The 26,692-nt window shown below is 62.7% G+C and carries 21 protein-coding genes and 2 pseudogenes; 11 read left to right on the top strand and 12 right to left on the bottom strand.

Translation table 11 applies throughout. From position 1 onward, the window contains the following. Positions 1-232, bottom strand: a 232-nt coding sequence (locus ABID44_RS18195; protein ID WP_354153106.1) for an aldehyde dehydrogenase family protein, incomplete at its 3' end; no start/stop codon positions are given. A 244-nt stretch (positions 233-476) separates the two neighbouring features. On the opposite strand from ABID44_RS18195, the gene ABID44_RS18190 reads away from it, so the two are divergent. Then, positions 477-1,376: a LysR substrate-binding domain-containing protein gene (locus tag ABID44_RS18190; RefSeq protein WP_354153105.1), complete on the top strand. Its 900-nt coding sequence runs from the start codon at positions 477-479 to the stop codon at positions 1,374-1,376. An 8-nt stretch (positions 1,377-1,384) separates the two neighbouring features. On the opposite strand, the gene ade is transcribed toward ABID44_RS18190, so the two are convergent. From ade to ABID44_RS18175, 3 genes are all read right to left on the bottom strand, one after another. Then, positions 1,385-3,085 carry an adenine deaminase gene (gene ade, locus ABID44_RS18185; protein ID WP_354153104.1) on the bottom strand — a complete coding sequence of 567 codons (1,701 nt, stop codon included), beginning with the start codon at positions 3,083-3,085 and terminating at the stop codon, positions 1,385-1,387. A gap of 111 nt (positions 3,086-3,196) precedes the next feature. Next, entirely contained in the window at positions 3,197-3,790 is a 594-nt protein-coding gene (locus ABID44_RS18180; RefSeq protein ID WP_378226846.1) for an ankyrin repeat domain-containing protein, read from the bottom strand. 123 nt (positions 3,791-3,913) lie between these two features. Then, complete coding sequence (locus ABID44_RS18175) at positions 3,914-4,675, bottom strand: DeoR/GlpR family DNA-binding transcription regulator (protein WP_354153102.1); 762 nt, start codon at positions 4,673-4,675, stop codon at positions 3,914-3,916. A gap of 163 nt (positions 4,676-4,838) precedes the next feature. On the opposite strand from ABID44_RS18175, the gene ABID44_RS18170 reads away from it, so the two are divergent. From ABID44_RS18170 to ABID44_RS18125, 10 genes are all read left to right on the top strand, one after another. Beyond that, a complete protein-coding gene (locus ABID44_RS18170) occupies positions 4,839-5,747 on the top strand; it encodes a phosphotransferase (RefSeq protein WP_354153101.1) in 909 nt (302 codons plus the stop codon). Continuing rightward, complete coding sequence (locus tag ABID44_RS18165; RefSeq protein WP_354153100.1) at positions 5,744-8,203, top strand: GcvT family protein; 2,460 nt, start codon at positions 5,744-5,746, stop codon at positions 8,201-8,203. Before ABID44_RS18170 ends, ABID44_RS18165 begins: the two co-directional genes overlap by 4 nt. Before the next feature lie 59 nt (positions 8,204-8,262). Beyond that, positions 8,263-9,489 carry an ethanolamine utilization protein EutH gene (gene eutH / locus ABID44_RS18160; protein ID WP_354153099.1) on the top strand — a complete coding sequence of 409 codons (1,227 nt, stop codon included), beginning with the start codon at positions 8,263-8,265 and terminating at the stop codon, positions 9,487-9,489. A 387-nt stretch (positions 9,490-9,876) separates the two neighbouring features. Then, a complete protein-coding gene (locus ABID44_RS18155) occupies positions 9,877-10,791 on the top strand; it encodes a metal ABC transporter substrate-binding protein (protein WP_354153098.1) in 915 nt (304 codons plus the stop codon). Between the two features lie 121 nt (positions 10,792-10,912). Continuing rightward, on the top strand, positions 10,913-11,824 hold the full coding sequence (locus ABID44_RS18150; protein WP_354153097.1) for a manganese/iron ABC transporter ATP-binding protein: 912 nt from the start codon (positions 10,913-10,915) through the stop codon (positions 11,822-11,824). Further along, complete coding sequence (locus ABID44_RS18145; RefSeq protein WP_354153096.1) at positions 11,821-12,681, top strand: metal ABC transporter permease; 861 nt, start codon at positions 11,821-11,823, stop codon at positions 12,679-12,681. The genes ABID44_RS18150 and ABID44_RS18145 overlap by 4 nt, the downstream gene beginning before the upstream one ends. Next, positions 12,678-13,535: a metal ABC transporter permease gene (locus tag ABID44_RS18140; protein ID WP_354153095.1), complete on the top strand. Its 858-nt coding sequence runs from the start codon at positions 12,678-12,680 to the stop codon at positions 13,533-13,535. The genes ABID44_RS18145 and ABID44_RS18140 overlap by 4 nt, the downstream gene beginning before the upstream one ends. Before the next feature lie 118 nt (positions 13,536-13,653). After that, complete coding sequence (locus tag ABID44_RS18135; RefSeq protein WP_354153094.1) at positions 13,654-15,024, top strand: glycosyltransferase family 4 protein; 1,371 nt, start codon at positions 13,654-13,656, stop codon at positions 15,022-15,024. Then, positions 15,021-15,944 carry a glycosyltransferase family 2 protein gene (locus tag ABID44_RS18130; RefSeq protein ID WP_354153093.1) on the top strand — a complete coding sequence of 308 codons (924 nt, stop codon included), beginning with the start codon at positions 15,021-15,023 and terminating at the stop codon, positions 15,942-15,944. The genes ABID44_RS18135 and ABID44_RS18130 overlap by 4 nt, the downstream gene beginning before the upstream one ends. A 138-nt stretch (positions 15,945-16,082) precedes the next feature. Then, positions 16,083-16,820: an SIS domain-containing protein gene (locus ABID44_RS18125; protein ID WP_354153092.1), complete on the top strand. Its 738-nt coding sequence runs from the start codon at positions 16,083-16,085 to the stop codon at positions 16,818-16,820. 168 nt (positions 16,821-16,988) lie between these two features. Here ABID44_RS18125 and ABID44_RS18120 read toward each other — a convergent pair whose 3' ends face one another. From ABID44_RS18120 to ABID44_RS18085, 8 genes and pseudogenes are all read right to left on the bottom strand, one after another. Then, on the bottom strand, positions 16,989-18,521 hold the full coding sequence (locus ABID44_RS18120; RefSeq protein ID WP_354153091.1) for an ABC transporter substrate-binding protein: 1,533 nt from the start codon (positions 18,519-18,521) through the stop codon (positions 16,989-16,991). Between the two features lie 126 nt (positions 18,522-18,647). Further along, entirely contained in the window at positions 18,648-19,559 is a 912-nt protein-coding gene (locus tag ABID44_RS18115; protein ID WP_354153090.1) for a LysR substrate-binding domain-containing protein, read from the bottom strand. A 62-nt stretch (positions 19,560-19,621) separates the two neighbouring features. Next, positions 19,622-20,578, bottom strand: a complete 957-nt coding sequence (locus tag ABID44_RS18110; RefSeq protein WP_354153089.1) for an amidohydrolase family protein — start codon at positions 20,576-20,578, stop codon at positions 19,622-19,624. A 33-nt stretch (positions 20,579-20,611) separates the two neighbouring features. Beyond that, positions 20,612-22,837, bottom strand: coding sequence for an acetate--CoA ligase family protein (locus ABID44_RS18105; RefSeq protein WP_354153088.1), 2,226 nt, complete (start codon positions 22,835-22,837; stop codon positions 20,612-20,614). Between the two features lie 136 nt (positions 22,838-22,973). After that, a pseudogene (locus ABID44_RS18700) lies at positions 22,974-23,072 on the bottom strand (IS5/IS1182 family transposase); the annotation flags it as partial. 438 nt (positions 23,073-23,510) lie between these two features. Further along, positions 23,511-24,321 (bottom strand): annotated as a pseudogene (locus ABID44_RS18095) (tyrosine-type recombinase/integrase); the annotation flags it as partial. Positions 24,322-24,754: 433 nt separating this feature from the next. Beyond that, entirely contained in the window at positions 24,755-25,669 is a 915-nt protein-coding gene (locus ABID44_RS18090; RefSeq protein ID WP_354153087.1) for a nucleotidyl transferase AbiEii/AbiGii toxin family protein, read from the bottom strand. Continuing rightward, entirely contained in the window at positions 25,666-26,403 is a 738-nt protein-coding gene (locus ABID44_RS18085) for a type IV toxin-antitoxin system AbiEi family antitoxin domain-containing protein (protein WP_354153086.1), read from the bottom strand. The genes ABID44_RS18090 and ABID44_RS18085 overlap by 4 nt, the downstream gene beginning before the upstream one ends. Between the last annotated feature and the right edge of the window lie 289 nt (positions 26,404-26,692).

Raw genomic sequence — 26,692 nt, 5'->3', positions numbered from 1 at the left:
CCAGCAGCCGCACCAGCTCGCCCCGCCGCGGGGCCGGCGTCATGCGCCACTTCACGAACGCCGCATGGGCTTGCCCGATCGCACGCCCCGCTTCCGCGCCCGACACCTGAGCCACCTGCGCGATCGCCTCGCCCGTAACAGGGCTCGTCACAACAAGATCGCCACCCGAAAGGCAGCCGCAATCAACGCCAAGCCCGGAAAGAAGAGCCGAGGTTTCCTGAGAAAGCGTCATGATGTTCACCTTTCCGTTTCGTCATGGGCGATGGCCCCGATCTTCAAACCGCACCGCAACAATGGCGGTGGGCCACAATTTCCTGTGTTGCGGCTTGTGGAGCGCGCCGGACATGAAAAAAACTGGCTGGAGCGCGCTTTCCGAATTGTTGCGAACACAGGCGACTTGATGCGCAGATGATGCTATATCGCAAAACAAAAGCCATGAATTACGTTGAATCCATCTGACTTGATGCGGAATTTGCATGATTCGGTCACGCGCCCTGATGCCCGACCTTGGCAAGTTGCAAGCCTTCGAGAGCGCCGCGCGTCACGGCAACGTCACCCAGGCCGGACGAGAGCTCAGCCTCACGCAGAGCACCATCAGCCGTCAGATCAGGGACCTGGAGGTCCAGCTCGGCGTGCCGCTGTTCGAACGGGTTCGCCAGCGTGTGGTGCTTTCGGAAGCTGGCCGCAAGTTCCTGCCGGATGCGCGCAAGCTGCTGGAGCAGGGCGAGGCGGCCATGCTGCGCGCCATGGCCGGCTCGAGCGCCTCACTGCTGCGCCTCGCCACGCTGCCGACCTTCGGCACACGCTGGCTGATCCCGCATCTGCCGGGTTTCCTGCGCGCCCATCCCGGGGTCGCGCTCGACATAGCGTCCCGTTCCGAGCCGTTCGATCTGGAAGAGCAGGGCTTCGATGCGGCGATCCACTACGGCCAGCCAATCTGGGCCAACGCCACCTGCCGCTACATCTGTCAGGAAGTAATCGTTCCGGTGGCGAGCCCGGCCCTGACGCAAAGCCGGAACGTCGAAGGGCCGGGCGATCTGGCGGCGCTTCCGTTGCTGCATCTGGCCACAAGGCCGAAGGCGTGGGCCGACTGGTTTCGCCAGACGGAGATCGAAACGGCATCGTCTTTTCAGGGGCACCGTTTCGACCAGTTCACGATGATGATACAGGCCGCGACCGCCGGGCTGGGTGTCGCGCTGCTGCCGCTGTACCTCATCGGGCCGGAACTGAAGGCCGGGCAGTTGCAGGTTGTGATCGATGTGCCGCTGCCGACCGAGAACGGCTACCATTTCGTCATGCCGAACGGCAAACTGGACCATCCTGTCGCCAACGAACTCCACCGCTGGATCGTCGGGCAGGTGGATGTTCCAGGCTAACCGGTCACTCAGGTCCCGATAAGTTCGAAGCGGTCGACATCGACCAGCCCCATGTCGGTGATCTTGAGATGCGGGATGACCGGCAAGGCGATGAAGGCGAGTTGCAGGAACGGCTCCTCCAGCGTGGAGCCCAGAGCAAAGGCGGCGGCGCGCAGCGTCTTCAGCTCGTCGCGCACCGTCTCGTAGCTGGCGAGGCTCATCAGTCCGGCGACGGGCAGGGCGAGCTCCGCCAGAATTTTTCCGTCCTGCACCACGACGAAGCCGCCCTCGATCTCGCCCAGCCGGTTGGCGGCCAGCGCCATGTCCTCGTCCGAGCAGCCGACAATACAGATATTGTGGCTGTCATGGCTGACGGTCGAGGCGATAGCGCCCGCCTTCAGGCCGAAGCCATGCACGAAGCCGGCGGCGATGTTGCCGCTGCGGCCATGGCGCTCGACCACGGCGACCTTGACCACATCGCTGGCGAGGTCGATCTCCACGCCATTTTCTCCGACCGGCAGGTCGAATTCGAGGTCACTGGTGATGATCTTGCCCGGAACGACGCCGATGGTGCGGGTGCGGCCGCTGTTGGAGCGGGCGCGGAAATCTGAGGCGGCGACGCGTCTTGCCTTGACGCTGTGGCGGCCGACCGGCGCCACCGGCTTGCGGGCCGCAAACAGTTCGTCGCAAACGATACGCCCGGCCGAAAGCACCAGTTCGGCGCGGCAATCCTCCAGCGTGTCGAGCACTACGAGGTCGGCGCGCCATCCCGGCGCCACCAGTCCGCGATCCTTGAGGCCAAAAGCGCGGGCGGCCGAGATCGATGCGGCGCGATAGATCGCCAGCGGCTCCACGCCCGCTGCGATGGCGGTGCGGATCATGTGGTCGAGATGGCCCTGATCGGCAATGTCGAGCGGGTTGCGGTCGTCGGTGCACAGCGCGATGAAGGGTGAGTTGCGCTCGGTGATGATCGGCGTCAGCGCCGCGAGGTCCTTCGACACCGAGCCTTCGCGCACCAGCACATGCATGCCCTTGCGCAGCTTCTCCATCGCCTCCTCGGCCGAGGTCGTCTCGTGATCGGTACGGATTTCGGCGGCGAGATAGCCGTTGAGATCGTAGCCGCGCACCAGCGGCGCATGACCGTCGATATGGCGGCCCTGAAAAGCCTCAAGCTTGGCCATGCACTCCGGGTCCTTCGCCAGAACGCCGGGAAAATTCATGAATTCCGCGAGCCCGATCACCCTGGGATGGTCGGCGAAAGGCAGGAGGTCGTGGACGGTGAGTTCCGCGCCGGACGTTTCCAGATGCGTCGCCGGCACGCAACTGGAAAGCTGCACACGAATGTCCATGACCGTCTCGGCCACGCTGTCGAGGAAGTAGGTGACGCCGTCCAGCCCCAGCACGTTGGCGATCTCGTGCGGATCGCAGATCGCCGTGGTCACGCCATGCGGCAGAACGCAACGGTCGAACTCATGGGGTGTGACCAGCGAGGATTCGATATGCAGATGGGTGTCGATGAAGCCAGGCACGACGATGCGGCCGGAAATGTCGATCTCTTTCGCACCCTTGTAGTCGGCGCAGGTGCCGACAATGCGCTCGCCGCAGATGGCGATGTCGCTCGCGATCAACTCTCCGGTTACGAGGTCGAGGAAGCGGCCCCCCTTGAGCACCAGATCGGCGGGCTCGCGCCCCGCCCCCTGGTCGATCATATGCTCAAGCCTGATAGTCATCCGTTTGCGCTCCGTGGATATGTCGGCGGCGAGGTTAGTGCATTGTGTGGCAAAGAGGAATCTGTGCAGGGGCGCTTTCGCCCGGCCGCGGCATTACGCGCCAATCAGGCGTTACCATGCGCCGGCCGCTGTGAGCGCCTCTATGATTTCCGTATAGCCGCTGCTGCGCGCATGTTGCAGCGGCGTCACGCCTTTGGCGTCCGCCAGATTGACGTCGGCGCCGGATTCGATCAGCAGGTCGACGATCTGCCGGTGGCGCGGCCCGCCGTCCCCCAGGATGATCGCTTCCAGCAGCGCCGTCCAGCCGAGCTTGTTGACGTGATCGATATCGACGCCTGCATCGATCAGCGTGCGCACCGTCTCGACATGGCCGCGCTCGGCAGCCGGTATCAGCGCCGTGCCGCCATAGCGGTTGGTGCTTTTCAGGTCCGCGCCATGCGCCAGCGTCAGCTCCAGGATTTCCAGATGGCCGCGCGCGCCGGCATAGAGATAGGGGCTGTCTTCGATCCGGTCCTTTGCGTTGACGTCTGCCCCAGCCTCGATCAGCACCCGGGCGGCATCGACGGCGTTGGCGTGGGTGGCGGCAAGAAGCGCCGTCCGTCCCTCGGCGTCTCTGGCGTCGATATCCGCGCCATCGGCCAGCAACCGGCGGACGGTTTCGGCGTCATTGGCGGCTGCGGCATCGGATAGCCCGGCTTGTTGCATATCTTGCCCCCACAGGGTGAGCGGTACGGCCGTGAGGCCGATGAAAACGGCGATGCAGATGGCGAGGTGCTTGCGCATTGGCGGCCCTGATTTCCCATTCGGGCTTATAGCACCGGAAGTTGCTCATGCGCAGACCCTGATGGCGACATCGGCGTTTTGCAGCGCCTCAGCCAGATCGTCCGGGGGCACGCGATTGACGATCAGTTCACCGAAGTCCGACAGGGAGCAGACGCGCACCAGGCCCTTCTGGCCGAACTTGGTTGCGTCGGTGACGACGACGCGCCGCCGTCCGCGCGCCAGCACCGCCTGCCCGAACTGCGCTTCCTCAAGGTCGTAGTCCATCACGCCGGTGAGGGCGTTGATCGCGCCGGCCGAAATGATCGCGTGGTCGACGCTGAAGCGGTTGACGAATTCGATGGCCGAGAAGCCAAGCGCCGCGCCGCTGTCACTGCGCAATTCGCCGCCGGCCATATAGACCTTGTTGCCGTTCACGGTCGCCAGGGTGCGGGCGATGTCGGACGAGTTGGTCACCACGGTCAGCCGCCGGTGGTCGAGCAGCGCGCGGGCGAGGATGCTGGTCGTGGTGCCGGTGTCGAGCATGATCGATTCGCCGTCGCGGATGGTCGAGGCGGCCAGCCGGGCGATCGCCTCCTTGGCCTGCCGGTTCTCGCGCATGCGCCGCTCGAACGGCGCTTCGCTGACCGCCGAGGGCAGGCCGACCGCGCCATGCATGCGCACGATGTCGCCACGTCCCGCCAGTACCTTGATGTCGCGGCGAACGGTTTCGACCGATACGTCGAGGCGCTGGGCGAGTTCGCTGACGCCGATCGTGCCTTCCTCGTCGAGAAGGGTGAGGATGCGGCCGTGGCGGGGGGAATAATCCATCTTGCTGAGCCCTGTGATAATTGACCGATTTTTACGACTATTGACCGATCTGGGGAAGGAGTCGTTCAAATCCGGTCAGAAATCCACACTTTCCTGTTGACTTAATTTGCCGACGAATCGATCCTTCGTTCAAACAAGGCAGCCGAAGGTTGCGGGAGGAAATATGGCGGTGATCCGGGAAATCACGGCCGCGCGATCCGGGCGGATCGCGGCCTTGCCCATCTGGAAGGGCTCTATCGCCATCGAGCCGCTGATGGGCGGTATCAGCAACGAAAGCTGGCTGGTCACCGACGACGCCGGCGGTCATGTCGTGCGCTTCGGCCAGGATTATCCGTTCCACCATGTGCTGCGCGACCGCGAGCTGATGACGGCGCGCGCCGCCGAGGAAGCCGGCTTTGCGCCGGCGGTGGAGCATGCGGAGCCCGGCGTCATGATTTGCCGTCATCTGCGCGCCAAAACCTTCGACGAGGCCGATGTGCGCGCCAATATCGGGCGCATCGCCGAAATCGTGCGCGCCTTCCACGAGAAGATGCCGCACCACGTTTCGGGTCCGGGCTTCATGTTCTGGCCGTTCCATGTCGTTCGCGATTATGCACGTACGCTGGCCGGGGGCGGGAGCCGTATGGTGGAGCATGTGCCAGCCTATCTGGATATGGCGAACGAGCTTGAAGCGGCACAGATACCGCTTCCCGTCGTCTTCGGCCATAACGACCTTTTGCCCGCAAACCTGCTCGATGACGGCGTCCGCCTGTGGCTGATCGATTTCGAATATGCAGGCTTCTCCACCGCGATGTTCGACCTGGCCGGGCTTTCGTCCAATGCCGGTTTCTCGCAGCAAGAATCGGAAGAATTGCTCGGCGTCTATTTCGGCCGCCGGCCTGACGAGGCGCTGAAGCGCTCGCTGGCCGCCATGCAATGCGCCTCGCTGCTGCGCGAGGCCATGTGGAGCATGGTGTCCGAACTCTATCTCGATGCGCCCGGCACCGACTATGTCTCCTATACGGCGGAGAACCTGCGCCGGCTGGACGTTGCGCTCGACGCCTATCGCACCGAACATGGACGCGCCCGATGATCCACTCCCTGCCCTCCCATGCCCAGATCATCGTCATCGGCGGCGGCATCATAGGCTGCTCCACCGCCTATCACCTGGCCCGCGACCACAAGGCCGACGTCATCCTGCTGGAACAGGGCAAGCTCACCTCCGGTTCGACCTGGCACGCGGCGGGGCTGGTCGGCCAGCTCCGATCCTCCGCCTCGATCACGCGCGTGCTGAAATATTCGGTCGATCTCTACAAGACGCTGCATGAGGAGACCGGTCTCGAAACTGGCTGGAGAATGACCGGCTGCCTGCGTCTGGCCACCAATGAGGACCGCTGGACCGAGTTCCGGCGTCTGGCCACCACGGCGCGCAGCTTCGGCATGGACATGCATCTGATCTCGCCGGATGAGGTGAAGCGCATGTGGCCGCTGATGGACACGTCCGACCTGATCGGCGCGTCCTGGCTGCCGACCGACGGGCAGGCCAGCCCCTCCGACATCACCCAGTCGCTGGCCAAGGGCGCGCGCATGCATGGGGCGCGGCTGTTCGAGGGCGTGCGCGTCACCGGCTTCGTCATGGATGGCGAACGCATCAAGGCGGTCGAGACCAACCATGGCCGCATCGGCTGCGAGACCGTGGTGAATTGCGGCGGCCAGTGGGCCCGCCAGATCGGGGCGATGGCCGACGTTTCGGTGCCGCTGCAGCCGGTGAAGCATCAATATATCGTCACCGAGAAGATAGAAGGCCTTTCTCCCGATACGCCGACCGTGCGCGACCCGGACCGGCGCATCTACCTCAAGGAGGAGGTCGGCGGCCTCGTCATGGGCGGCTATGAGCCAGACCCGCAAAGCTGGGCCACCGGCCTGCCCGGCGGCGACGTGCCCGATCAGTGGGAGTTCCAGCTCTTCGACGACGACTACGACCATTTCGAGCAGCATATGACGCAGGCCATCGCCCGCGTGCCGGCGCTGGCCGAAAGCGGCGTCAAGCAGATGATAAATGGCCCGGAGAGCTTCACCCCGGACGGCAACTTCATCCTCGGGCGCGCGCCGGAATGCGCCAACATGTTTGTCGGCGCGGGTTTCAACGCCTTCGGCATCGCCTCCGGCGGCGGCGCGGGCTGGGTGCTGGCCGAATGGGTGGTGCGCGGCGAAGCCCCGCTCGACCTGTGGGTGGTCGATATCCGCCGCTTCTCCGGCCTGCACCGTGACCGCGCATGGGTGGAGGAGCGCACGCTGGAAGCCTATGGCAAGCACTACACCGTCGCCTTTCCGCATGAGGAATATGAGAGCGGCCGCCCGCGCATCGTCTCGCCGCTCTATGCGCGCCTGAAGAAGCATCGCGCCGTGTTCGGCTCCAAGCTGGGATGGGAACGGCCGAACTGGTTCGCGCCGGAAGGCGTGGAGCCGAAGGACGTCTATTCCATGGGCAGGCAGAACTGGTTCGGCCCGCTTGGTGAGGAACATAAGGCCGTGCGCGAGCAGGTCGGCCTGTTCGACCAGTCCTCCTTCGCCAAGTTCGAGGTGGCGGGCAAGGACGCCGCTGCGGCGCTGGAGCTGATCTGCGCCAACACTGTCGCCAGGCAGCCCGGACGCCTGACCTATACGCAGATACTCAACAGCCGCGGCGGCATCGAATGCGACCTCACCGTCGCGCGCCTTGCTGAAGACCGCTTCTACATCGTCACCGGCACCGGCTCGCGCACGCATGATTTTGCGTGGATCGAGGAGCATCTGCCCGCGGGCGACGACGTTCGCATCGCCGACGTCACCGAGGACTATGGCGCGTTGTCGCTGATGGGGCCGGCCGCACGGTCGGTTCTGGAGAGGGTGACGGGGGCCGATGTCTCGAATGCCGCCTTCCCGTTCGGCCGGGTCGAGGCGATCGAGATCGCCGGCCACAAGGTGCGGGCGCTGCGCGTCACCTATGTCGGCGAACTCGGCTGGGAGCTGCATGTGCCGATTGGCGGCGCTGGCGACGTGTTCGATGCGCTGATGGCGGCGGGTCGGTCGCATGGCGTCCGCCCCGCCGGCTATCGGGCGATCGAATCGCTGCGTCTGGAAAAAGGCTACCGCGCCTGGGGCTCGGACATCACGCCCAACGACAACCCGTTCGAGGCCGGCCTCGGCTGGGCGGTGAAGCTGAAGAAGGACACCCAATTCATCGGCCGCGAGGCCTGTGTGGCCGCAGCCGGCAGGCCGTTGCCCAAGCGGCTGGCCTGTTTCACCACGCAAGACCCCGAGGTGGTGCTGCTCGGCCGCGAAACCATACTGCGTAATGGCCAGCCGGTCGGCTACCTGACCAGCGGCGGCTTCGGCTACACGGTCGGCCTGCCTATCGGCTACGGCTATGTGCGCAACGAAGCCGGGGTGGACGACGCATTCCTGTCGTCCGGCGACTACGAACTCATCGTGGCGAACGAACGCTGCGCCGCCACGATCCACATGACGCCGCTCTACGATCCACAAGGGGAACGCGTAAAAGCCTGATCGGAAAGGGCGTCGATAAAGCTTGCCGGCGCGGCACGCGCAACTGGGAGGTAAGGCACATGGCTTCTATCGGAACTTTTGTCATCTACATCATCATGGTGTGCGCCGTCGCTGGCGCCATCGCCTCGATCCGCAACCCGGAAACCGGGCTCGGCAAGGAATTCATCGAGGGCCTGCATTCCATCGGCCCGATCTTCATCCCGGTGGCCGGCATAATGGCCGCCATCCCCTATCTGTCGCAGTTCATCCGCGTCGCCGTCGGGCCGCTGTTCGCGATGATCGGGGCCGATCCGTCGATCGCCGCAACCACGGTGATCGCCGTCGACATGGGCGGCTACCAGCTCGCGGATACGCTGGCCGGCTCGCGCGACGCCTGGATGATCGCCACCATCGTCGGCTTCACGTCCGGCGCGACGATCATCTTCTCGATCCCCGTGGGGCTGGCGATGCTCGCCAAGGCCGATCACAAATATATGGCGCTCGGCATCATGTCGGGCATCCTCAGCGTGCCGATCGGCGTCTTCATCGCCTGCGCCATCATCGCGCTGGCCGGGCTGGACATCAGGCCGGAGGTCTCAACCACGGCGGAGGCCAGCCACCAGATCGCGCTCACCATCGGCGACATATTGCGCAATCTGCTGCCGCTGATCGTGTTCTGCGTGGCCATCGCGCTTGGCCTGCGCTTCGCGCCGGATGCGATGATCAAGGGCTTCCTGTGGTTCGGCCGCATCATGTATGCCGGCATCACCCTGGTTCTGGTCGCCTCCATCGTCGAATATTTCACCGGCTTCTTCAGCGCGGTGTTCGGCGCATGGGGCTTCGATCCGATCATCGCCGACGAGCAGGACCAGTTCCGGGCGCTGGAGATCGCCGGCTATATCGGCATCATGCTGGCCGGCGCGTTCCCGATGGTCTACCTGCTGACCAAATATCTGGCCGGGCCGATGGAGGCGATCGGAACGCGCATCGGCGTGTCGCCCGAAGGGGCGGCCGGGCTGCTGGCCGCCAGCGCCAACATCCTCGCCATGTACCGGCTGGTCGGCAAGATGCAGCCGCGCGACAAGGTGCTGGCCATCGCCTTCGCCGTGTGCGCGGCCTTCACTTTCGGCGACCATCTGGCCTTCTCGGCCAATTTTCAGCCGACGATGATCCTGCCGCTGATGCTCGGCAAGCTGCTGGGCGGCGCGGCCGGTTTCATGCTGGCGGTGTGGCTGTCGGTGCCGAAGGCTGAGGAACTGGCGATGCTGGATGCAAAAACGGCCGCAAATCCGCTGCCTGCCGAGTAAGGCGAGCGCAGCCGTTCGCATCCGATAACCCGGGCGACGGGCTTTCCCGTCGCTCTGCCTTCTGGCGCGGACAGGGAAATGGGAGGGGCAACGTCGCCGGCGGCGTCCCTCCCCCCGAACGCTGTCCACCTTGCGGATTTGGCCGGTCAGCGCCTGTTTACGCAATGCATCGGAAACTTGAGGGAGGCGCGTTCCGGCGAACCCGCGCGGAGGCCGCCTCACAAAATCTTCAACGCTCGCCACAATTCACTATTGCAATTCATTCTTAAAAGCATATTAAGGGTGGAGGTCGCGCCTTTCGGATTTTATTGCAACTGAGTTGCAGTATCCTTTCTGCGGCGCGCGTATCCATTGCAATCAAGATTCAGCCGCAAAAAGGAAGCCCATATGTTCGACCCGCCCAGGCGCATGATTCTCACCAGTCTGGTGGGGGGCGCCCTTGCCCTGTTGCTGATGGCCGTTCCGGGTCAGGCGGCCGGAAAATTCAAGGCCGCCACCACCTTCACGGTCATCGCGGACATGGCGCGGAATGTCGCCGGCGACGCGGCCGTTGTGGAATCCATCACCAAGCCGGGCGCGGAGATCCACGAATATCAGCCGACGCCGGGCGACATCCAACGTGCGCAAGGCGCTGACCTGATCCTCTGGAACGGCCTAAACCTCGAACTGTGGTTCGAGAAATTCTTCCAGAACCTGAAGGACGTGCCGCGCGTGGTCGTCTCCGACGGCGTCGAGCCGATGGGCATCACCGAAGGGCCTTACAGCGGAAAGCCCAACCCGCATGCATGGATGTCGCCGGCCTCGGCGCTGATCTATGTCGACAATATCCGCGACGCCTTCATGAAGCATGATCCGCAGAACGCCGAGATCTACAAGGCCAATGCCGAGGCCTACAAGGAAAGGATCAGGGCCGTCATCGCCCCGATCAAGGCCGAGCTTGACGCGGTGCCCGAAGACAGGCGCTGGCTGGTGTCGAGCGAGGGCGCTTTCTCCTACCTTGCCCGCGACTTCGGCCTGAAGGAGCTTTATCTGTGGCCGATCAATGCCGACCAGCAGGGCACGCCGCAGCAGGTGCGCAAGGTCATCGACGAGGTGAGGGCGAACGGCATCGCCGTGGTCTTCTCCGAAAGCACCATCTCCGACAAGCCGGCGAAGCAGGTGGCGCGCGAGACCGGCGCGAAATATGGCGGCGTGCTTTATGTGGACTCGCTGACGGATGCGGACGGCCCGGTGCCCACCTATATCGACCTGTTGCGGGTGACGTCGGACACCATCGCCAGGGGCCTCGCCCAGGGCGACTGACCCTGAAGCATTTCCAGCAAAGGTGTGAAACGGTTTTGCGTCCGGAAATGCGGCTAAAACAAGGAGATGGAGCGGTTCTGCCGATTCAGTGAAAACCAGAACCGCTTTAAGGAATGATGACGTGACCACCCATGTGAAAGAGTTCGCCCGCCCCACCGCATCTCCCGATGCGGGCTCGGGCATTGCGGTCAGGGAAGCGACCGTCACCTACCACAACGGGCACACCGCCCTGCGCAACGCCAGCTTCGCGATCCCGACGGGCGTCATCGCCGCCCTCGTCGGCGTCAACGGGTCCGGAAAATCCACGCTGTTCAAGGCGATCATGGGCTTCGTGCGACTGGCCAAGGGCGACATTTCCGTGCTCGGCATGCCGGTGAAGCAGGCCCTGCGCCGCAACCTTGTCGCTTATGTGCCGCAAGCCGAGGAAGTGGACTGGAACTTTCCTGTTCTGGTCGAGGACGTGGTGATGATGGGCCGCTACGGTCACATGGGCATGATGCGCATTCCCCGCCGCGCCGACCATGAGGCTGTGGCGGCGGCCCTTGCCCGCGTCAGCATGGGCGAGTTCCGCAAACGCCAGATCGGCGAGCTTTCCGGCGGCCAGAAAAAGCGCGTCTTCCTTGCCCGTGCGCTGGCGCAGGACAGCCGCGTCATCCTGCTTGACGAGCCGTTCACCGGCGTCGACGTCAAGACCGAGGAGCAGATCGTTTCGCTTTTGCGCGAATTGCGCGACGAGGGGAGAGTGATGCTGGTCTCCACCCACAATCTGGGCTCGGTCCCGGAATTCTGCGACCGTACGATTCTGATCAAGGGCACGGTTCTTGATTATGGCCTCACCAGCGAGGTGTTCACTCAAGGCAATCTGGAACGCGCCTTCGGCGGCGTTCTGCGCCATTTCGTGCTTAGCGGCGACCATCTGCACGCGGACGACGACCGTCGCCGGCTGTCCGTCATCACCGACGACGAGCGGCCGCTGGTGTTCTATGGCGAAAAGGACAGCATGGAGCACAAGCTCAGCGGAGAGGGCGAATGAACCTGCTTCTGGAGCCGTTCTCGTACCACTACATGGTCAACGCCATGTGGGTGTCGGCGCTGGTCGGTGGCGTGTGCGCCTTCCTGTCCTGCTATCTCATGCTCAAGGGCTGGTCGCTGATCGGCGACGCGCTCTCGCATTCCATCGTGCCGGGCGTGGCGGGAGCCTATATGCTGGGCCTGCCATTTTCCATCGGCGCGTTCTTTTCCGGCGGTCTTGCCGCGGCGGCCATGCTGTTCCTCAACCAGCGCACCAGACTGAAGGAAGACGCCATCATCGGGCTGACCTTCTCCGCCTTCTTCGGGCTCGGCCTGTTCATGGTCTCGATCTCGCCGACGTCTGTTTCTATTCAGACCATCGTGCTCGGCAATATCCTCGCCATCACGCCGGAGGATACGTTGCAACTCGCCATCATCGGCTTCCTGTCGCTGGCCGTGCTGCTTTTGAAGTGGAAGGACCTGATGGTCACCTTCTTCGATGAGAGCCATGCCCGCACCATCGGCCTCAACCCGACCCTGCTCAAGGTCATGTTCTTCACCCTGCTTTCGGCCTCGACGGTCGCGGCCATGCAGACGGTGGGCGCGTTTCTCGTCATCTGCATGGTGGTGACGCCGGGCGCCACCGCCTATCTGCTCACCGACCGGTTCCCGCGCCTGCTGGCGCTGGCCGTGGCCATCGGCGCGGTGACCAGCTTCACCGGCGCTTATGCCAGCTATTTCCTCGACGGGGCGACAGGCGGCGTCATCGTGGTGTTGCAAACGGCGGTGTTCCTGCTCGCCTTCCTGTTTGCGCCCAAGCACGGCATGCTGGCCGCGCGCCGCAAGGCCGCCGCTGAACTGAAGGAAGCTGCACCATGAGTTTCCTCGATACGCTCGCCTTGCCCTTCCAGTTCGATTTCATGGTCAACGCCATGGTCATCTCGCTGCTGGTGGCGACCCCCATGGCGCTTTTGTCCTGCTTTCTCGTTCTCAAGGGCTGGTCGCTGATGGGCGACGCCATCAGCCACGCCGTGTTTCCGGGTGTGGTGATCGCCTATATCGTCGGCTTCCCCTACGCCATCGGCGCGTTCGCCGCCGGCATGTTCGCAGCCGTCGCCACCGGTTTCCTGAAGGACAACAGCCGCATCAAGCAGGATACGGTTATGGGCATCGTCTTTTCCGGCATGTTCGGGCTGGGACTGGTGCTCTACGTCAAGATCCAGTCGGACGTGCATCTCGACCATATATTGTTCGGCGATATGCTGGGCGTGTCGTGGAGCGACATCACCATGTCGGCCGTCATCGCAGCGGTCACCGCCGGCGTCATGCTGGTGAAATGGCGCGATTTCCTGCTGCACGCCTTCGATCCGGCGCAGGCGCAGGCGGTTGGCCTGCCGGTCCGGATGCTGCACTACGGCTTGCTGGCGCTGATTTCGCTGACCATCGTCGGCGCCCTGCAGGCGGTCGGCATCATCCTGGCCGTCGCCATGCTCATCGCGCCCGGCGCCATCGCCTTCCTGCTGGCGCGCACCTTCGCGCACATGCTGGCGGTATCGGTGCTGGTGGCCGTCGTTTCGTCGTTCCTCGGCGTCTACGCCTCCTTCTTCATCGACAGCGCGCCGGCCCCCACCATCGTGCTCGTGATGACGATCGTCTTTCTCGCCGCCTTCGTTCACGCCACGCGCAGGGTGGCGCGGGTTCAATCGCAGGAAGCGGCGTCTGCGGAAAGCTGACAGACAGGCGGGGGGCCGCCATGGTGGTTGCGTCAGGCCTCGCCAGCGATTACCCATGGCGCGATGAACTGCCAGCATCAGAATCATACGAACTCGCCACGAGCGGAAATGCCCTGACATGACCAGACCGCGATCGCACCCTGTGGCGGGGGGCGAGCGGGAAGGAAGGGAAGCGCAACGGCACATGCCGGACGCCGGGGTCGTTTCTGCGGCCCGGGCGCTGCGCATATGGGTGGTGCGCGATATGGAGCCGCTGCCCACCGACGAGGGCGACCGCCGGCTGATGCGCTGCGCCATGCTGTGCAATGCGCTGGCCGGGCGCGGCCATGAGGTGGTTTGGTTCACCTCCAGCTTCGACCACTACGGCAAACGCCAGCGCACGCGGCGCGACGAAACCCATCGCATTTCGGACAACTACCGGATCGAGGTGCTGTATGCGCCGGGCTACAGGCACAACATCAGCCCGTTGCGGGTGTGGCACAATCGCCGCTTCGCCCGCGCCTTTCGCCTCTTCGCAGACAGGGCGAGCCAACGTCCCGACGTCATCGTCGCCGATCTGCCCACCACCGAGGCGGCTGAGGCGGCCATAGGTCTCGCCCGCCAGTGGGGCGTTCCCTCGCTGCTCTCCATCCGCGACCTGTGGCCGGATTTCTTCAGCGATTTCCTGCCGTCGCCGGCGAGACCCGCGGCGCACTTCGTCCTCAGGGCGTTTGAGCGGCAGGCGGCCTACGCCTGTCGCCATGCGACGGCGCTCATCGGCATTTCGCCTCGCTATCTGGAATGGGGGCTGGCCAAGGGCGGACGCGAGCGGGCGCGGCGCGATGCGGTCGTGCCCCTCGGCTATCAGCCGGCCCCGGTTCCCGAGGGCGACCGCGCCGCGTTGCTGCGGCGGCTGGGCGTCGACCCGGCAAGACCGCTGGTCAGCTTTGTCGGCAACTGGGGCGCGACCTACGATCTCGATGTGGTGGTGGAGGCGGCTGCGCGCCTTGAAGGCGACAGCGACGCCCTGTTCGTGCTGGCCGGCGACGGCCATGAGCGGAGTCGCCTGCTGAAGCGCATTGGCGGCCTCTCCAACGTGGTCGCGCCCGGCTGGCTTGCGGCCGGCGAGATCGCCCTGCTCCTCGATGCAAGCATCATTGGCCTGATGCCATACAGGCAGGGCGCGCCGCAGGGGTTGCCCAACAAGATCTTCGAATACATGGCCTATGGCGCTTTCCAGATCTCGACGCTGGAGGGCGAGGCGGCCGAATTGCTGGCGCGCCTTGGGGTCGGCCGCACGGTTCCGGCCGGCGACGCCGGGGCTATGGCGACCGGCGTGCTGGACACGCTGGCGCAGCGGCGCGGCCCGAACGAACGCGAGCACATCCTTGCGCAGTTCCTCGCCCGCTACAGCGCGGCGGCCATCTATGACGACCTTTCCCGGCGCATAGAAAGCCTCGCCCGTGCGGATCGCACGGACGGCCATGAAGAGGGAGCCGGCAACCCATGACGCATCACGAACCCCCCGGTCCCCTTCCCGGTCGCGATGTCACGCCCGGCAACGCCGAGCCCTTCTTTTCCGTCATCGTGCCGGTCTACATCCACTGGCATCTGGCGCCTGGCCTGCTCGACCGGCTGGAGCGGCAGACGCTGCCGGCCGATCGCTTCGAGGTGATCCTCGTCGATAACGGTTCGCCGCAGTTCGAGCCGCCCGAACATCTGCCCGACAATGTGCAGATCCTGCGCTGCGACACGCCCGGCTCCTATGCGGCGCGCAATCTTGGCGCTTCGCGGGCGAAAGGCGACTGGCTGGTGTTCACCGATGCCGATTGCCGGCCGCAGCCCGCGTGGCTCGCGGGGCTGGACGAGGCGCGCCGCCTCGCGGACGAGGGCGCTCTCATCGCCGGTGCGGTCAAGGTCGTGGCGCAATCCGCCCGGCCGGGAGCGGCGGAAATCTACGATGTCGTCAAGGGCATTCCGCAAGAGCGCTATGTGGCGCGGGGTTACGCCGCCACGGCCAATCTCGCCGTTCCGATGGCGGTTTTCCGGGAACTGGGCGGTTTTGACGGAAAACGCTTTTCGGGCGGGGATGCGGATCTGTGCCGCAGGGCGGTCGCCGCAGGGCATGCGCTGGTTTTTGCCCGGACCATGTGTGTCGAACATCCCGCCCGCACCACGTGGCGCGAAATCGCCACCAAGGCGCGGCGCATCAAGGGCGGCCAGATCAAGGCCGGTTCGGCTTCACGACGTGTCATGTGGCTGCTACGCTCGCTGACGCCGCCGCTGCGCGGAGCGTGGGAGTTTCTCAACGATACGCGCCATCCCCTGCGCCACAGGCTCGTGGCCATCGCCGTCCTGATGCGGCTGTGGCTGGTGGAGCTTGGCGAGGTCCTGTTGCTGGTGGCCGGTCGCTCGCCCGAACGCCGCTGAAGAAAGGCGTCGGGTGCAAGAAAGCAGCCAACCGCCGGCGCCGGGCGCTTGATATCGCATCGCGGCAGTCTGAAGATGCGGGGACTGGCCGGGCGGACGCGCGGCGACATGGATCAACGCGATATTCGGAAGCCGCACATGACAGCAACGCCCACCGCCGCAGCCTATCTGGCCGATCTTGCCGCACGCACCGCCAGACTGATGGAGCTGAACGCGGACGCGATCGCGGCCGCCACGCAAGCGGTGGAGCGCTCGGCGGGGGCCGATGGGCTGGTCTATATCTTCGGCACCGGCCACAGCCATATGCTGGCCGAGGAGGCGCATTACCGCGCGGGCGGGCTGGCGCTGACGGTGCCGATGCTGTCGACGCCGCTGATGCTGCATGAGAGCGCGGTGGCCAGCACAGCTTTCGAGCGTATGCCGGGACTGGCGGCGTCGGTGCTTCGCCGTTACCCGATCGGGTCGAGCGATGTCCTTGTCGTCGTCTCCAACAGCGGCGTTAACGCCGCCGTGGTGGAGGCGGCCGAGGCGGGCAGGACGCTCGGCGCAACCGTCATCGCGGTCACCTCGCAGGACTATTCCAGACAGGCCGCGCAAGGCCGCCGGCGTATTGCCGATATAGCCGACATCGTGCTCGACAATGGCGCTCCCCCCGGCGACGCGATCGTGAGCGTGCCAGGCTCGCAACTGCGTGTCGGGCCGATCTCGACCTCCGTCGGCGCGGCGCTTCTGAACGCCGTTTTTGCAGAGGCGGCGGCGCGGCTGCAATCCTCGGGCCTGGCGGCGCCTGTCTATCTCAGCGCCAACATGCCGGGCGCTGCCGAGGTCAATGAGAGGCTGGTGGCCCGCTACCGGCTGCGCAACCCGCATCTTTGAACGGACCGCCAGCGCTCGGCCATCACTTTTCGACGGTGATCGCGCAGGATCCGCCGATCCGCCAGAGCCTCAGCCCGCACTTCCCAATCTGATTGATTGGGTTCAGGCCATCATGCCGCCGCCTTCGATCCCATCGCGCCGAAGTTCGGAACTCAGCAGCCCGCAAAGTCAGCTCTTGAACCACCAGCGCTCGGCCAGCCTCATGCCGTCGAGGTCGTCGCTCGCCGCCAGCCGCTCGGGGTGTTCGACATTCAAGTTCGTGGCGCTCAGATAATTCGCGAACATTGGTATGATCGCTCCTCCCTCGTCGCGAACCAGCGCCTGAGCCTCTGCATAGAGCGAGCGCCGCCGGCCTTCGTCAAGTTCGGTCCTCGCTTCATTGACGACCCGGGCGAAAGATTCGTTCTCCCAGAAGGTGTCGTTCCAGGGAGATTTCCCGATATAGACCGTCGAGAACATCCAGTCCTCGGTAGGCCGGCCGCGCCAGAACACGGCGCTGAAAGGCTTCTTCATCCATACGTCCGACCAGTAACCGTCGTTTGGCTCCCGCTTGACGTTAATGGTGATTCCGGCGCTGGCGGCGGCTTCACGAAACAGGGTCGCGGCGTCTACGGCGCCTGAAAAAGCCGCGTCGGCAGCGCTCAATTCGACCGTAAGGCTGTCGTGGCCGGCCTTCTTCAGAAGGCTTCTGGCACGGTCCGGATCATAGACCCTTTGTTCGAGTTGTGTGGCCTCGTAGCGATATGCAGGACCGATCGGATGGTCATTGGCGACGCGACCGTGTCCGCTGAGAACGTTCTGGACCAGCTTCTCACGATCGATTGCGTATTTCAGGGCAAGGCGCACGTCGTTATCATCGAAGGGCGCGAACTGTGTGTTCATCGCAAAACTGTAGTGCTGCGAGCCGGTAACTTCGACAAGCTTCACATTGGCGAGGCTCTTGACCCGGCTGGCTGTCGCGAAAGGTATGCGGTCTATCACGTCGAGCTGCCCGCTCAGCAAAGCGGAAATGCGGGCATTCGCGTCTGCGATTGTCAGCATTTCGACATTGTCGAAATAGGCCGCGTTCTCTTTCCAGTAGTTTTCATGCCGGGAGAGCGCGGCACGGATGCCGGGGTCGAAACTGTCGACCACATATCCGCCCGTGCCAACGCCGCTTTGCCAGTCGATCGTCTCTTCGTGGGCGGGTGCGATGACCATGTGATAGTCTGACAGCGTATACGCAAAATCAGCATTGCCATGTTCAAGCGTCAGAATTACGCGGTTTGGTCCGTCGCTCCTGATCTCTGCGATCTGGTCGACGACGGGTTTCATCGCCGAGGTCGATTCGGGGCCTCGGTGATGATTGATCGAAGCAATGACGTCTTGCGCGTCCATCGTCTTTCCGTTGTGGAATTCGACGGACTTGCGAAGGTTGAACACCCACTGCTTTGCATCGGAGCTGGGCTCCCAGCTCTCGGCAAGCTCAGGTGCAAGGGAGCCGTCGGCGGCGATTTCGGTCAGGCAGTTGTAACGGGCGAAACTGAACGCCTGCATAAACCCGCCGATGAACGTTGCGGGATCATAGCTGTCGGTGGAATTTCCGTGGCCCAGTCCGATGCGCAACGTACCGCCCCGCCTGGGCGTGGATGCGCTGGCCGCTCTCAGGCCGAGCGAGGAAAGCGCGCTTCCCGTAGCGGCCGCCGCAGCGGTTTTAAGCAAGAATCGTCTGGATAATCTGCGTGGGGATTGGGTCATGCAGCTTTCCTCCCTGAGCCTGCGCAGCAGCCTAGCATCGGAAATGCTTGTTAGAAAAATAGAAATACTTTCGCGCTGTATTCGTAAATACTATAATGCGGCTGGCTGCGCATCCTTGCTGGCAAGCCATTCTGAAATCTGACTCGCCAGGATCGTCACAAATCTCTGGGCGACCAGTGAAAGCGTTGGGCGGCCAACCACCGCAATCTGGAACCTGATGTCCTGGAGCAGGGGCTTTATAATGATCTTTTCTGAATGCGCGACGAAATTCGCAGTGAAAGGGTCCACGATAGCCACTGCGCCGGTCGCTTCCGCCATCGCGGCGACAACCGGAGAGGAATGCGAAGACAGCCGGGCGCGGGATTGGATGAACTGATAAACTTCGTTATCCGATATCAGGCTCAGGTACAAACTGTCGAACGCTACGAAATCATCGTCGCGCAATGACATGAGGTCGATCGGCGCTTCAACCGCCGCCATCGGGTGATGGTTCGGCAGGAGGCAGACATAGCGGGTCGACGTCCGATAGTAGGTGCTGACATTCGCAGGTTCATGTATCGGGCTTATCAATCCGAGGTCGAACTGATGCGTTTCGATTTTCTCGATGATCTGTTGCGTCGTGCGGACGCTGACATTGAGCTGCAGGTCGGAGGATTCCTTTTGCATCCGGGCCGCGGCCAGCGGACTTACCGAGTAGGCGAGCGCTGGTATCACACCAAGCGAGATGTCGCCGCTGCCGAGCGTTCTGATCGCGGTGGCTGCATTGCGGATTTCTCTCAGTCCAATGAAGGAGCGTTCAACGGAGGAGTAGAGTCTGCGACCCTCCTCCGTCGCCACCAGTCCCCGCGCAGTGCGGTCGAACAGCTTGAAGCCAACGGAACGTTCCAGATCGCTGACGAGACGACTGACGCTTGGCTGCGAGATGTGGAGCATCTCGGCCGCGCGCGACACGGACCCCATCAGATAGGTCGCCCGGAACGCATCGATCTGCCTGATGTTCATGTGCCGAGCAGCCCTGCGCCTTGTCAGGCCGTCGTGTCGATTACGACGGCGCGACGGCTACCTTAGCCGCTGACCGCTGACTTTGCAGTAGAAACATCGTTCAGTTTGAAGACGCGCGCGGCGTTGCCGCCGAGCCAGGCGTCGAGGCTTTCGGGCCTCAGAGGCAGCGCCCGCAACTCGTCATGCGAGCGACGGATCGGCAGCATCGGCCAGTTGCTGCCCCACATGACCCGGTCGCGCAGCACGGTGTCGCCGAACTGGATGAGAGGTTGCCACCCGCCGCCTGGCTTGTTGAAATGGCGGGGGCGCATGCCTGCCGGGCTGATATACATGTTGGGGTGGCGCAGCGCGATGCTCACCATGTCCAGAACCCACGGCCAGCCTGCGTGATGCGCGATGATCGTCAGTTCCGGAAAGTCGGTCGCAACCTGGTCGAGGAAGGATGGATGGCCGCAATCATTCCGGACGCCGGCGAGAAGATTGGTCGAGGTATGGACGATCACCGGAATATCGAGTTCGCAGCATTTGCTGTAGATCGGATAGTAGCGCCTGTCGTCGGCGTGCATGCCGTTGGCGTAAGGCGCGATGCTTGCGGCCTTAAGTCCGAGTTTACGCACGGCATGATCGAGATTGCGGACAGCATCCATCTTCATCTTCGGCGAGCAGCCCGCGACGCCGACCAGTTTGCCTTTCGACTTCGTCTGGATATCGGCGACGATGGCGTGTTCCAGCGTGTCGTAGGAATGGATGATCGCCGCGTCGACGCCGGATGCCGTCATCATCTCGATCATCGCGTTCGCGCCGCCTTCGCCGATCGCCCTTAGCAGCCCCGGAAGCGTATTCACCCGACCTTCGAGCGATGTGTCGCGGATGTCGGGAGCAAACGGCGCGAACAGTTCGGGTTTGTCGCTGCCGTAGCCGTATAGGTCAGCATAGATCGCATGCTCCCCCGGCGGGCTGATATAATCGCGGTTAAGGGGTACAAGATCGGGGACAGTGAGAGGAAATTCGACTATCATTCGCTCACTCGTTTCTGTCGTTTAGCCGTTAATTCAGGGTGAATGGAGTATCGCGCGGGCGTCCACCGCCAATGCGCCTTCGCCGCGTTCGAGCAGCATCACCGGGTTGAGGTCCAGTTCCAATATGTCCGGTCTGTGATGGCCGAGATTGCTTACCGCAACCACCAGTTCCGCCAGCGCTTCTATGTCGCCGCTCGCCTGTCCCCTGTCGCCGCGCAGGAGAGGGTATCCCTTCAGTTCACGGATCATACCCAGGGCGTCGTCATAGCCGACCGGGCACAGCCGAACTGCAAAGTCGTTGAGAACTTCCACCCAGATGCCGCCGAGTCCAATCAGCACGCAGGCGCCGAAACTGGACGACCGTTTGAGACCCACCACAACTTCCGCCGTACCGCGAGTCATCCTCTCTACAACTACTCGTTCCGGGGTTGCGCTTCCGGCCGCGGACGCCCTGCTCGTCACTACCCCGTAAGCAGACAGCGCTTCTTCCGGTGAATTGATGTTGATGAGCACGCATCCTGCGTCGCTTTTATGCGTCACATCAGCCGCAGCGGTCTTGACCGCAACCGGGAAGCCAATTTGTCTGGCGATCTGCACCGCTTGCTTTTCGTTAAGTGCGACGCCCCACGGCGCGACCGGGATTCCCGCATTCTCGACAATCCGGCGCGCCTCGTCGCCGGACACGACATGCCCGGCCGCAGCAGTTTTCGAGTTATCCGCCGAAACCGGTGCCGGGATTGCCTCCCCGCCTGCGAATGGCTTTAGCCTCCGGCAGGATGAAATGAAGTTCAGGCAATCATCGACGTTTGCATAGGCTGCAATTCCGCGTTCGCGAAGAGCGGCCAGCGCCTCGCTTTGGAGTTCGGCAGGGCATTGACCTCCATCGCCATTCTTCAGCGCCACGCAAAGGATAGCCCCATCAGCACAGCCAGCAGCGGGAAGGCTGCTGCACACTTGCCTCCACCTGTCGTCGCCGGTCAGATTGTTGGCGACGGCGACAAGATTGAGATGCACCAGAACATATCCCACATTTTTGTCCTGGCTGGCGATGTCGATCAAATCGGCAAGTAATGTTCCGTTGGACAGGAGCCTGTCCGCGCCCACATCGATCGGATTGCTGACGCCACCAAGGGCTTCCGCATCGGGAACCTTGTCGAGAAACGCCGCGATGGTCTGCGGGTCAAGCTGCGCCAGTCTCAGGTTGGCGTCCTCGCATGAGTCGGTAAGGAGGACGGTTGCGCCGCCGCCGGTGCCAATCAGGACAAGATCGTCGGAAGTCTTGGCGGAAGAAGAGGAGCCGGACAGCGCGGTCTGGGACCGGGCCTCACAAAAGACGAACACTTCTTCCAGCGTAGCCGCCTCGAATACGCCGGCCTGGCGAAGCATTGCACGCCAGATCGCGTATTCTCCCGCCAGCCGGCCGGTGTGGGAGACCACGGACTGGCCGCCTTGCTCGGTTCGGCCCCCTTTAAGAACCACGACCGGTTTCGCCTGGGCGGCCGCCTTGAGTGCTTCGTAGAGCCGGTACCCCTCGGTTACGCTCTCGATATATAGGGCGATGACTTTTGTTTCGGGATCCGAGGCCAGATAGCGAACGTATTCGGGCCAGTCCAAATGGGCGCAGTTGCCTACTGACAGGATTTTACTGAAGGCTATTCCTCGCGTTTGTCCTCGCGCCAGGACATCGTAGCAGATGCCGCCGCTCTGTGACACGAACGACACCGGGCCGGGCTCAAAATGGCAGCCCCAGGCAAAACTCAAACCGGCGCTGGCGCTGTAGATGCCCATCGAATTGGGGCCGATCAGGATGGTCCCGCTACCGGTGACCGCATCGACAAGCTGATCCTGGAGGGCCTGGCCGCTCCCGGAGACTTCCGCGAATCCGGCGGAGAAGATGTGCACGACAGGCACCCCGGCCGCGACGCATTCCCGCACCGCTTTCAAGACGCTGTCCCGTGGAACGACGATGATTGCGTAATCTATCCGGCCCGGAGCTTCGTTGATCGACGGGAAGCAGCGAACTCCCTCGATTGCTTGCCTTGTCGGATTGATGGGGACGATATCGCCCTTGTAAGAATGAATGAGAAGACGCAGCACGTCGTTGCTCCACTTTCCGGGCGTTCCCGAAGCGCCGATCACGGCGACGCGGCGCGGGTCAAAAGCCCTTGCCAGAAGTGCATGCGCGGGATGTTCGGAGCACGGTCGTTTGGAAGAAACTCCGGCGGGCTGGAAAGTGGTTAGAGCGTCCGAGACACCCATTTTCGAAATCCCTCCGCTGAGCCTGTCGATAATGCGCCGGTCATTCGTACCCTTTCGTCGATATTCGAACTAATACTATTTTTTGGAAGCTGAATTTGGAAATACTATACAGTGACGCCGAACATCCTTCAGATTCAATTCTTCGAAAGCTGAGGAGCGCCTGCCCAAACATGATCTCGATCCGGTTGCGGCGTTTGTCGTGCTTGGCGGGAGAGGACCGTAATTTGCGTCCTGGATGCAGGGTTTGATCAGTTGGAATTCATAAAGTGAATATGTCACAACCATCCAGAACCAATACATAATCCTCTGTCGTCCACTTGCGCGACCGTTCTTATCTGCGTGAAACCCTCCGATGTGCCCGCTACCGCCCGCAAGCACCTTACGCTGGCATTTTCTGCCTTCCATCATCCGGCGCCTATCGGCTTCTATCGACGCAATCACAGTCGAAAAGAGAAGTCGGATGAAGGCATCCCCGTCACAAACTCATATGCGAAGAACCATTCGGCGGCAGCAATTGCGCGATATTGCCCGCTCGCCGACAGCACCATCTACGCAATGGAGCACCGTGGCGAATTTCCAAGGCGCTTTGCCCCGCTCCACGCTGCGTCGTCTGGGATCTCGCCGAGGTAGAGGCCTGGCTATTAGCGCGCGGAGCGAAACCGATCCTTAGGGCTCAAGCTACTGATGTTACGCAGCGCAGGACGCGGCCCGTCAAAGCGGAGTCAAGCGTCATCAAAGGAGGGATGAGGACGGGAACGTGCTTCCGCCGTCGACCCAAGCATCGATGAGATCCGACCATTCCTGCGTCATATGCCGCCGCTGCACTTCATACTCGGCCTTGTTGTAGACGCCACGCGATGAACGCCCGTCCTCGTGAGCCAGGCACTTCTCAATCCATTCGCTGTTGAAGCCGAGCTCGTTGAGAAGCATGGAACCGTTCCTTCGGAGATCGTGGACCGTAAAGGGCTCGAGGGGCAGCCCCGCCTCCTTGGCCTTTTCGACAACCAGATAAGTAATGCGATTGAAAGTCGCTCGCGACATTGGGTCATCGGCATCATATCTCGACGGAAGCAAATAGCGCGAGTTCCCGGAGCACGTCTTCAAGGCAATGATGATGTCCAGAATCTGGCGCGACAGATAGACGTTGTGCGCTTTCGACCGTTTCCTGCGCTCTTTCGGAATGGACCAGACAGCGTTCTCAAAATGCCGAGCCGTATCGTCGGAAGGGTCGCAACGTGCTCAAGCTGCTTTAGCATGATGCGGATTTCCGTTGGCGACAGAGCTCGGTCTCTTGGAGCAAACTTGGCGATCGAAACAGGTCCGACTTCGTCGGCAGGGTTTGCAACCCTTTCCCCGCGCACGATCACGAAGCCGTAAATCTGTTTGAGAATATCCCTGGCGTGGATCGCAGTGGCGGGTGCCCCGTGTTCGGTGAGTATACCACAGTGCGCCCGAAGATCGTCGGGTGTGATCAACGTCAGCAAGGGCCGTCAAGCGACCCATCGATAGGCTTTGATCGACGTAGAAGATATTTCTATTTTATATCAATGGCTTGCGTAGTGATACGCTCGGACGGGCCTGAATCATTCCCACTCGATGATCTGCCCCGACAGTCAACTATTTGAAAAGAAAAGCAAAAAATAATTTTTTGCGGCAAAAAGTCCGTCAGCGTCAGCGGTAAAATAAATTGCTCATGAAAACATTGGGCTTTTTCGGCTGAGCGGCCTGTGGATAATTCCGCCATCTATCGCTGGTGACGGCGACCGATCTTTTTGAGGTTTCCAAAGGCGAAAGTGCTCGCCGTCACCGCATGGTATCGACTCTCTTCGCAATTGGCGATCCTCCTCGAAAGATTCCGTCCGCGACGCCTGACAACGATCACACATCGGGCCAGAGGCGTTTGCCACTGCATTCGTCCTACTCCAGTCGTTGCGCAAGCTCCTCCGACTGCTCGGCGAATTTCCGAGCATTGGCTTTGCGCAGCCGCTCCAGGTTTTGCAGCTTCCAGCGCACGCCCGGAAGCTTCTCGACATGCGGGATGTCGAGAAGCGCCCATTCCGGTTCGGCCGTGACGAGGGACAGCAGGAAGCGCCTCTCATCCTCCGTCAGCCCTTGCTGGAGTTCGCGCATCATCTGCTCGCGCGCTGCCAGAAGCGCATCGAGTTCAACCGGCTCTGCGGTCATGCCGACGAAATTGTGCTCGAACTCGTGGCGGATGTCGCGCAGCGACGGAAACAGCACCTCATGGACAGGCCTGTTATGGCTCGCGAGATAGACGACGAACGCGCGGCGAATGCCAGCCGTGATCCCCTCATGCGCAAAGAGCTGCATGACATCGAACAGATCGCGAGGATGCTGCCGGTCCATCGCCGCCATGAGCTTGCCGCCATAGACGTCTTCGAGCGACACAACCGGAATTTCGATATCTGCCTCCAGCGTGTCGCGGGCGTTCGGTGTCAGCGATGCCATCCGCACGGGCTGAACCGTGCCACGCATGACGAAATTGACCTCGACCTTAACCTCGGTCGCTCCCTGCCTCACCAGCAGCTTGGTCTCGCCGGCGTCTCCTGATGTAGGAACATGTGTCTGGAAACCGCGCTTGTTCAGGCGCTCGACGGATTGGCGGATGGCCTCGTTGATCCGATGCAAGGCCTCGTCGCGCGGCAGCCTATGGTCTGGGAACACCAGATCGAGATCGACCGACAATCGAGGCATATCGCGCACGAAAAGATTGATCGCCGTGCCGCCCTTGAGTGCGAAGGTGTTGTCCACAAAGACGAGTGGCGCGACCCGCGTAAGCAATCGGGCAGTGTCGAGATAGGTTCGGTTCATGGCTTGAGCACTAGCAGACCGTCGGCCGAACGCGACACCCAGGGACGATCACTTCCCCTGGGCAATTGCGATGGATCGAGCTTGCTGACCCATGGCTGGGCAAGCTCACGGCCGAGTTGCAGACAAAGACGCACGGTCTTGACGCTGGTGCAGCCCTTGAGCAGTTCGCCGAACACATTGGCGCGCAAGCTATAGCTGCTTTCGACCAGTTCGCGCGCCTCTTGCAGCGACTGACGCACACCGACTTCGCTCAAAACCTCCAACAGCGCGCGCTCCGGCGCCGAGACCAGCGGCGCGCCGTCACGGTTCTCGAACGGCCGGACATGCAGCAGCGCGTCCGGGCGCTCGATGAATAGCCGCTTGCGGTGATATTCGGCCGGAAAACGATCCGTGAACCATCCGGGAAGGCGCCCTGCCTTCCAGCCGTAGAGATGAATGGTCGGCCGCTGGGCCACGTAGTGACGTATACCGTGCCAGTCGAGTGCGGACTTCCCACCGACGTGGAGGCCCTCGAAGCTTCGTTGCAGCAGGACGAGGCTGGGCTGCAAGGCGGGCGGGTCATTAGGGCGGCAATAGACGCCACGCGCCAGCCGCTCCAGCCAGCCCGCACGGACATAGTGGACCGCGAGGTCAGCCGATATGCCGAGGGCGGCGAGATCCTCGGAGGTCAGCGGCGTTCCCGGAGCCAGGTGGCTGTAGAGCCTGTTTAGCTTATCTCTCTGTATCGTAGCCATACTACGATAATAGGAACAATATCAAAAAATGGCAAGTTTGAATATAATCGGCAGATCGTAGACTGGCTACGATAGGAACAACTTTTCCAAGTGATTGCGCAATAAGAAAGAGACCCCATCGCGGTCTACGACGTCTTCCCGGTCCTGCGCTGCCCCGGTTTCGCCTTCTGTACTCGCAGCCTGGCTGAATTGAGCTTTGAGGTGGACCCGTCTGGTGAGACAGCTTGGCGGCTTGGCTAAGGTGGATCGGGTTGGTTTCTACGCCGCCAATTGCTCCGTCATTTGTGCC

Source organism: Aquamicrobium ahrensii (assembly GCF_040545755.1).
GTDB lineage: Bacteria > Pseudomonadota > Alphaproteobacteria > Rhizobiales > Rhizobiaceae > Mesorhizobium > Mesorhizobium ahrensii.
Note: the sequence above shows the minus strand (reverse complement) of the source record. Positions and strands in the feature narration are given on the sequence as shown.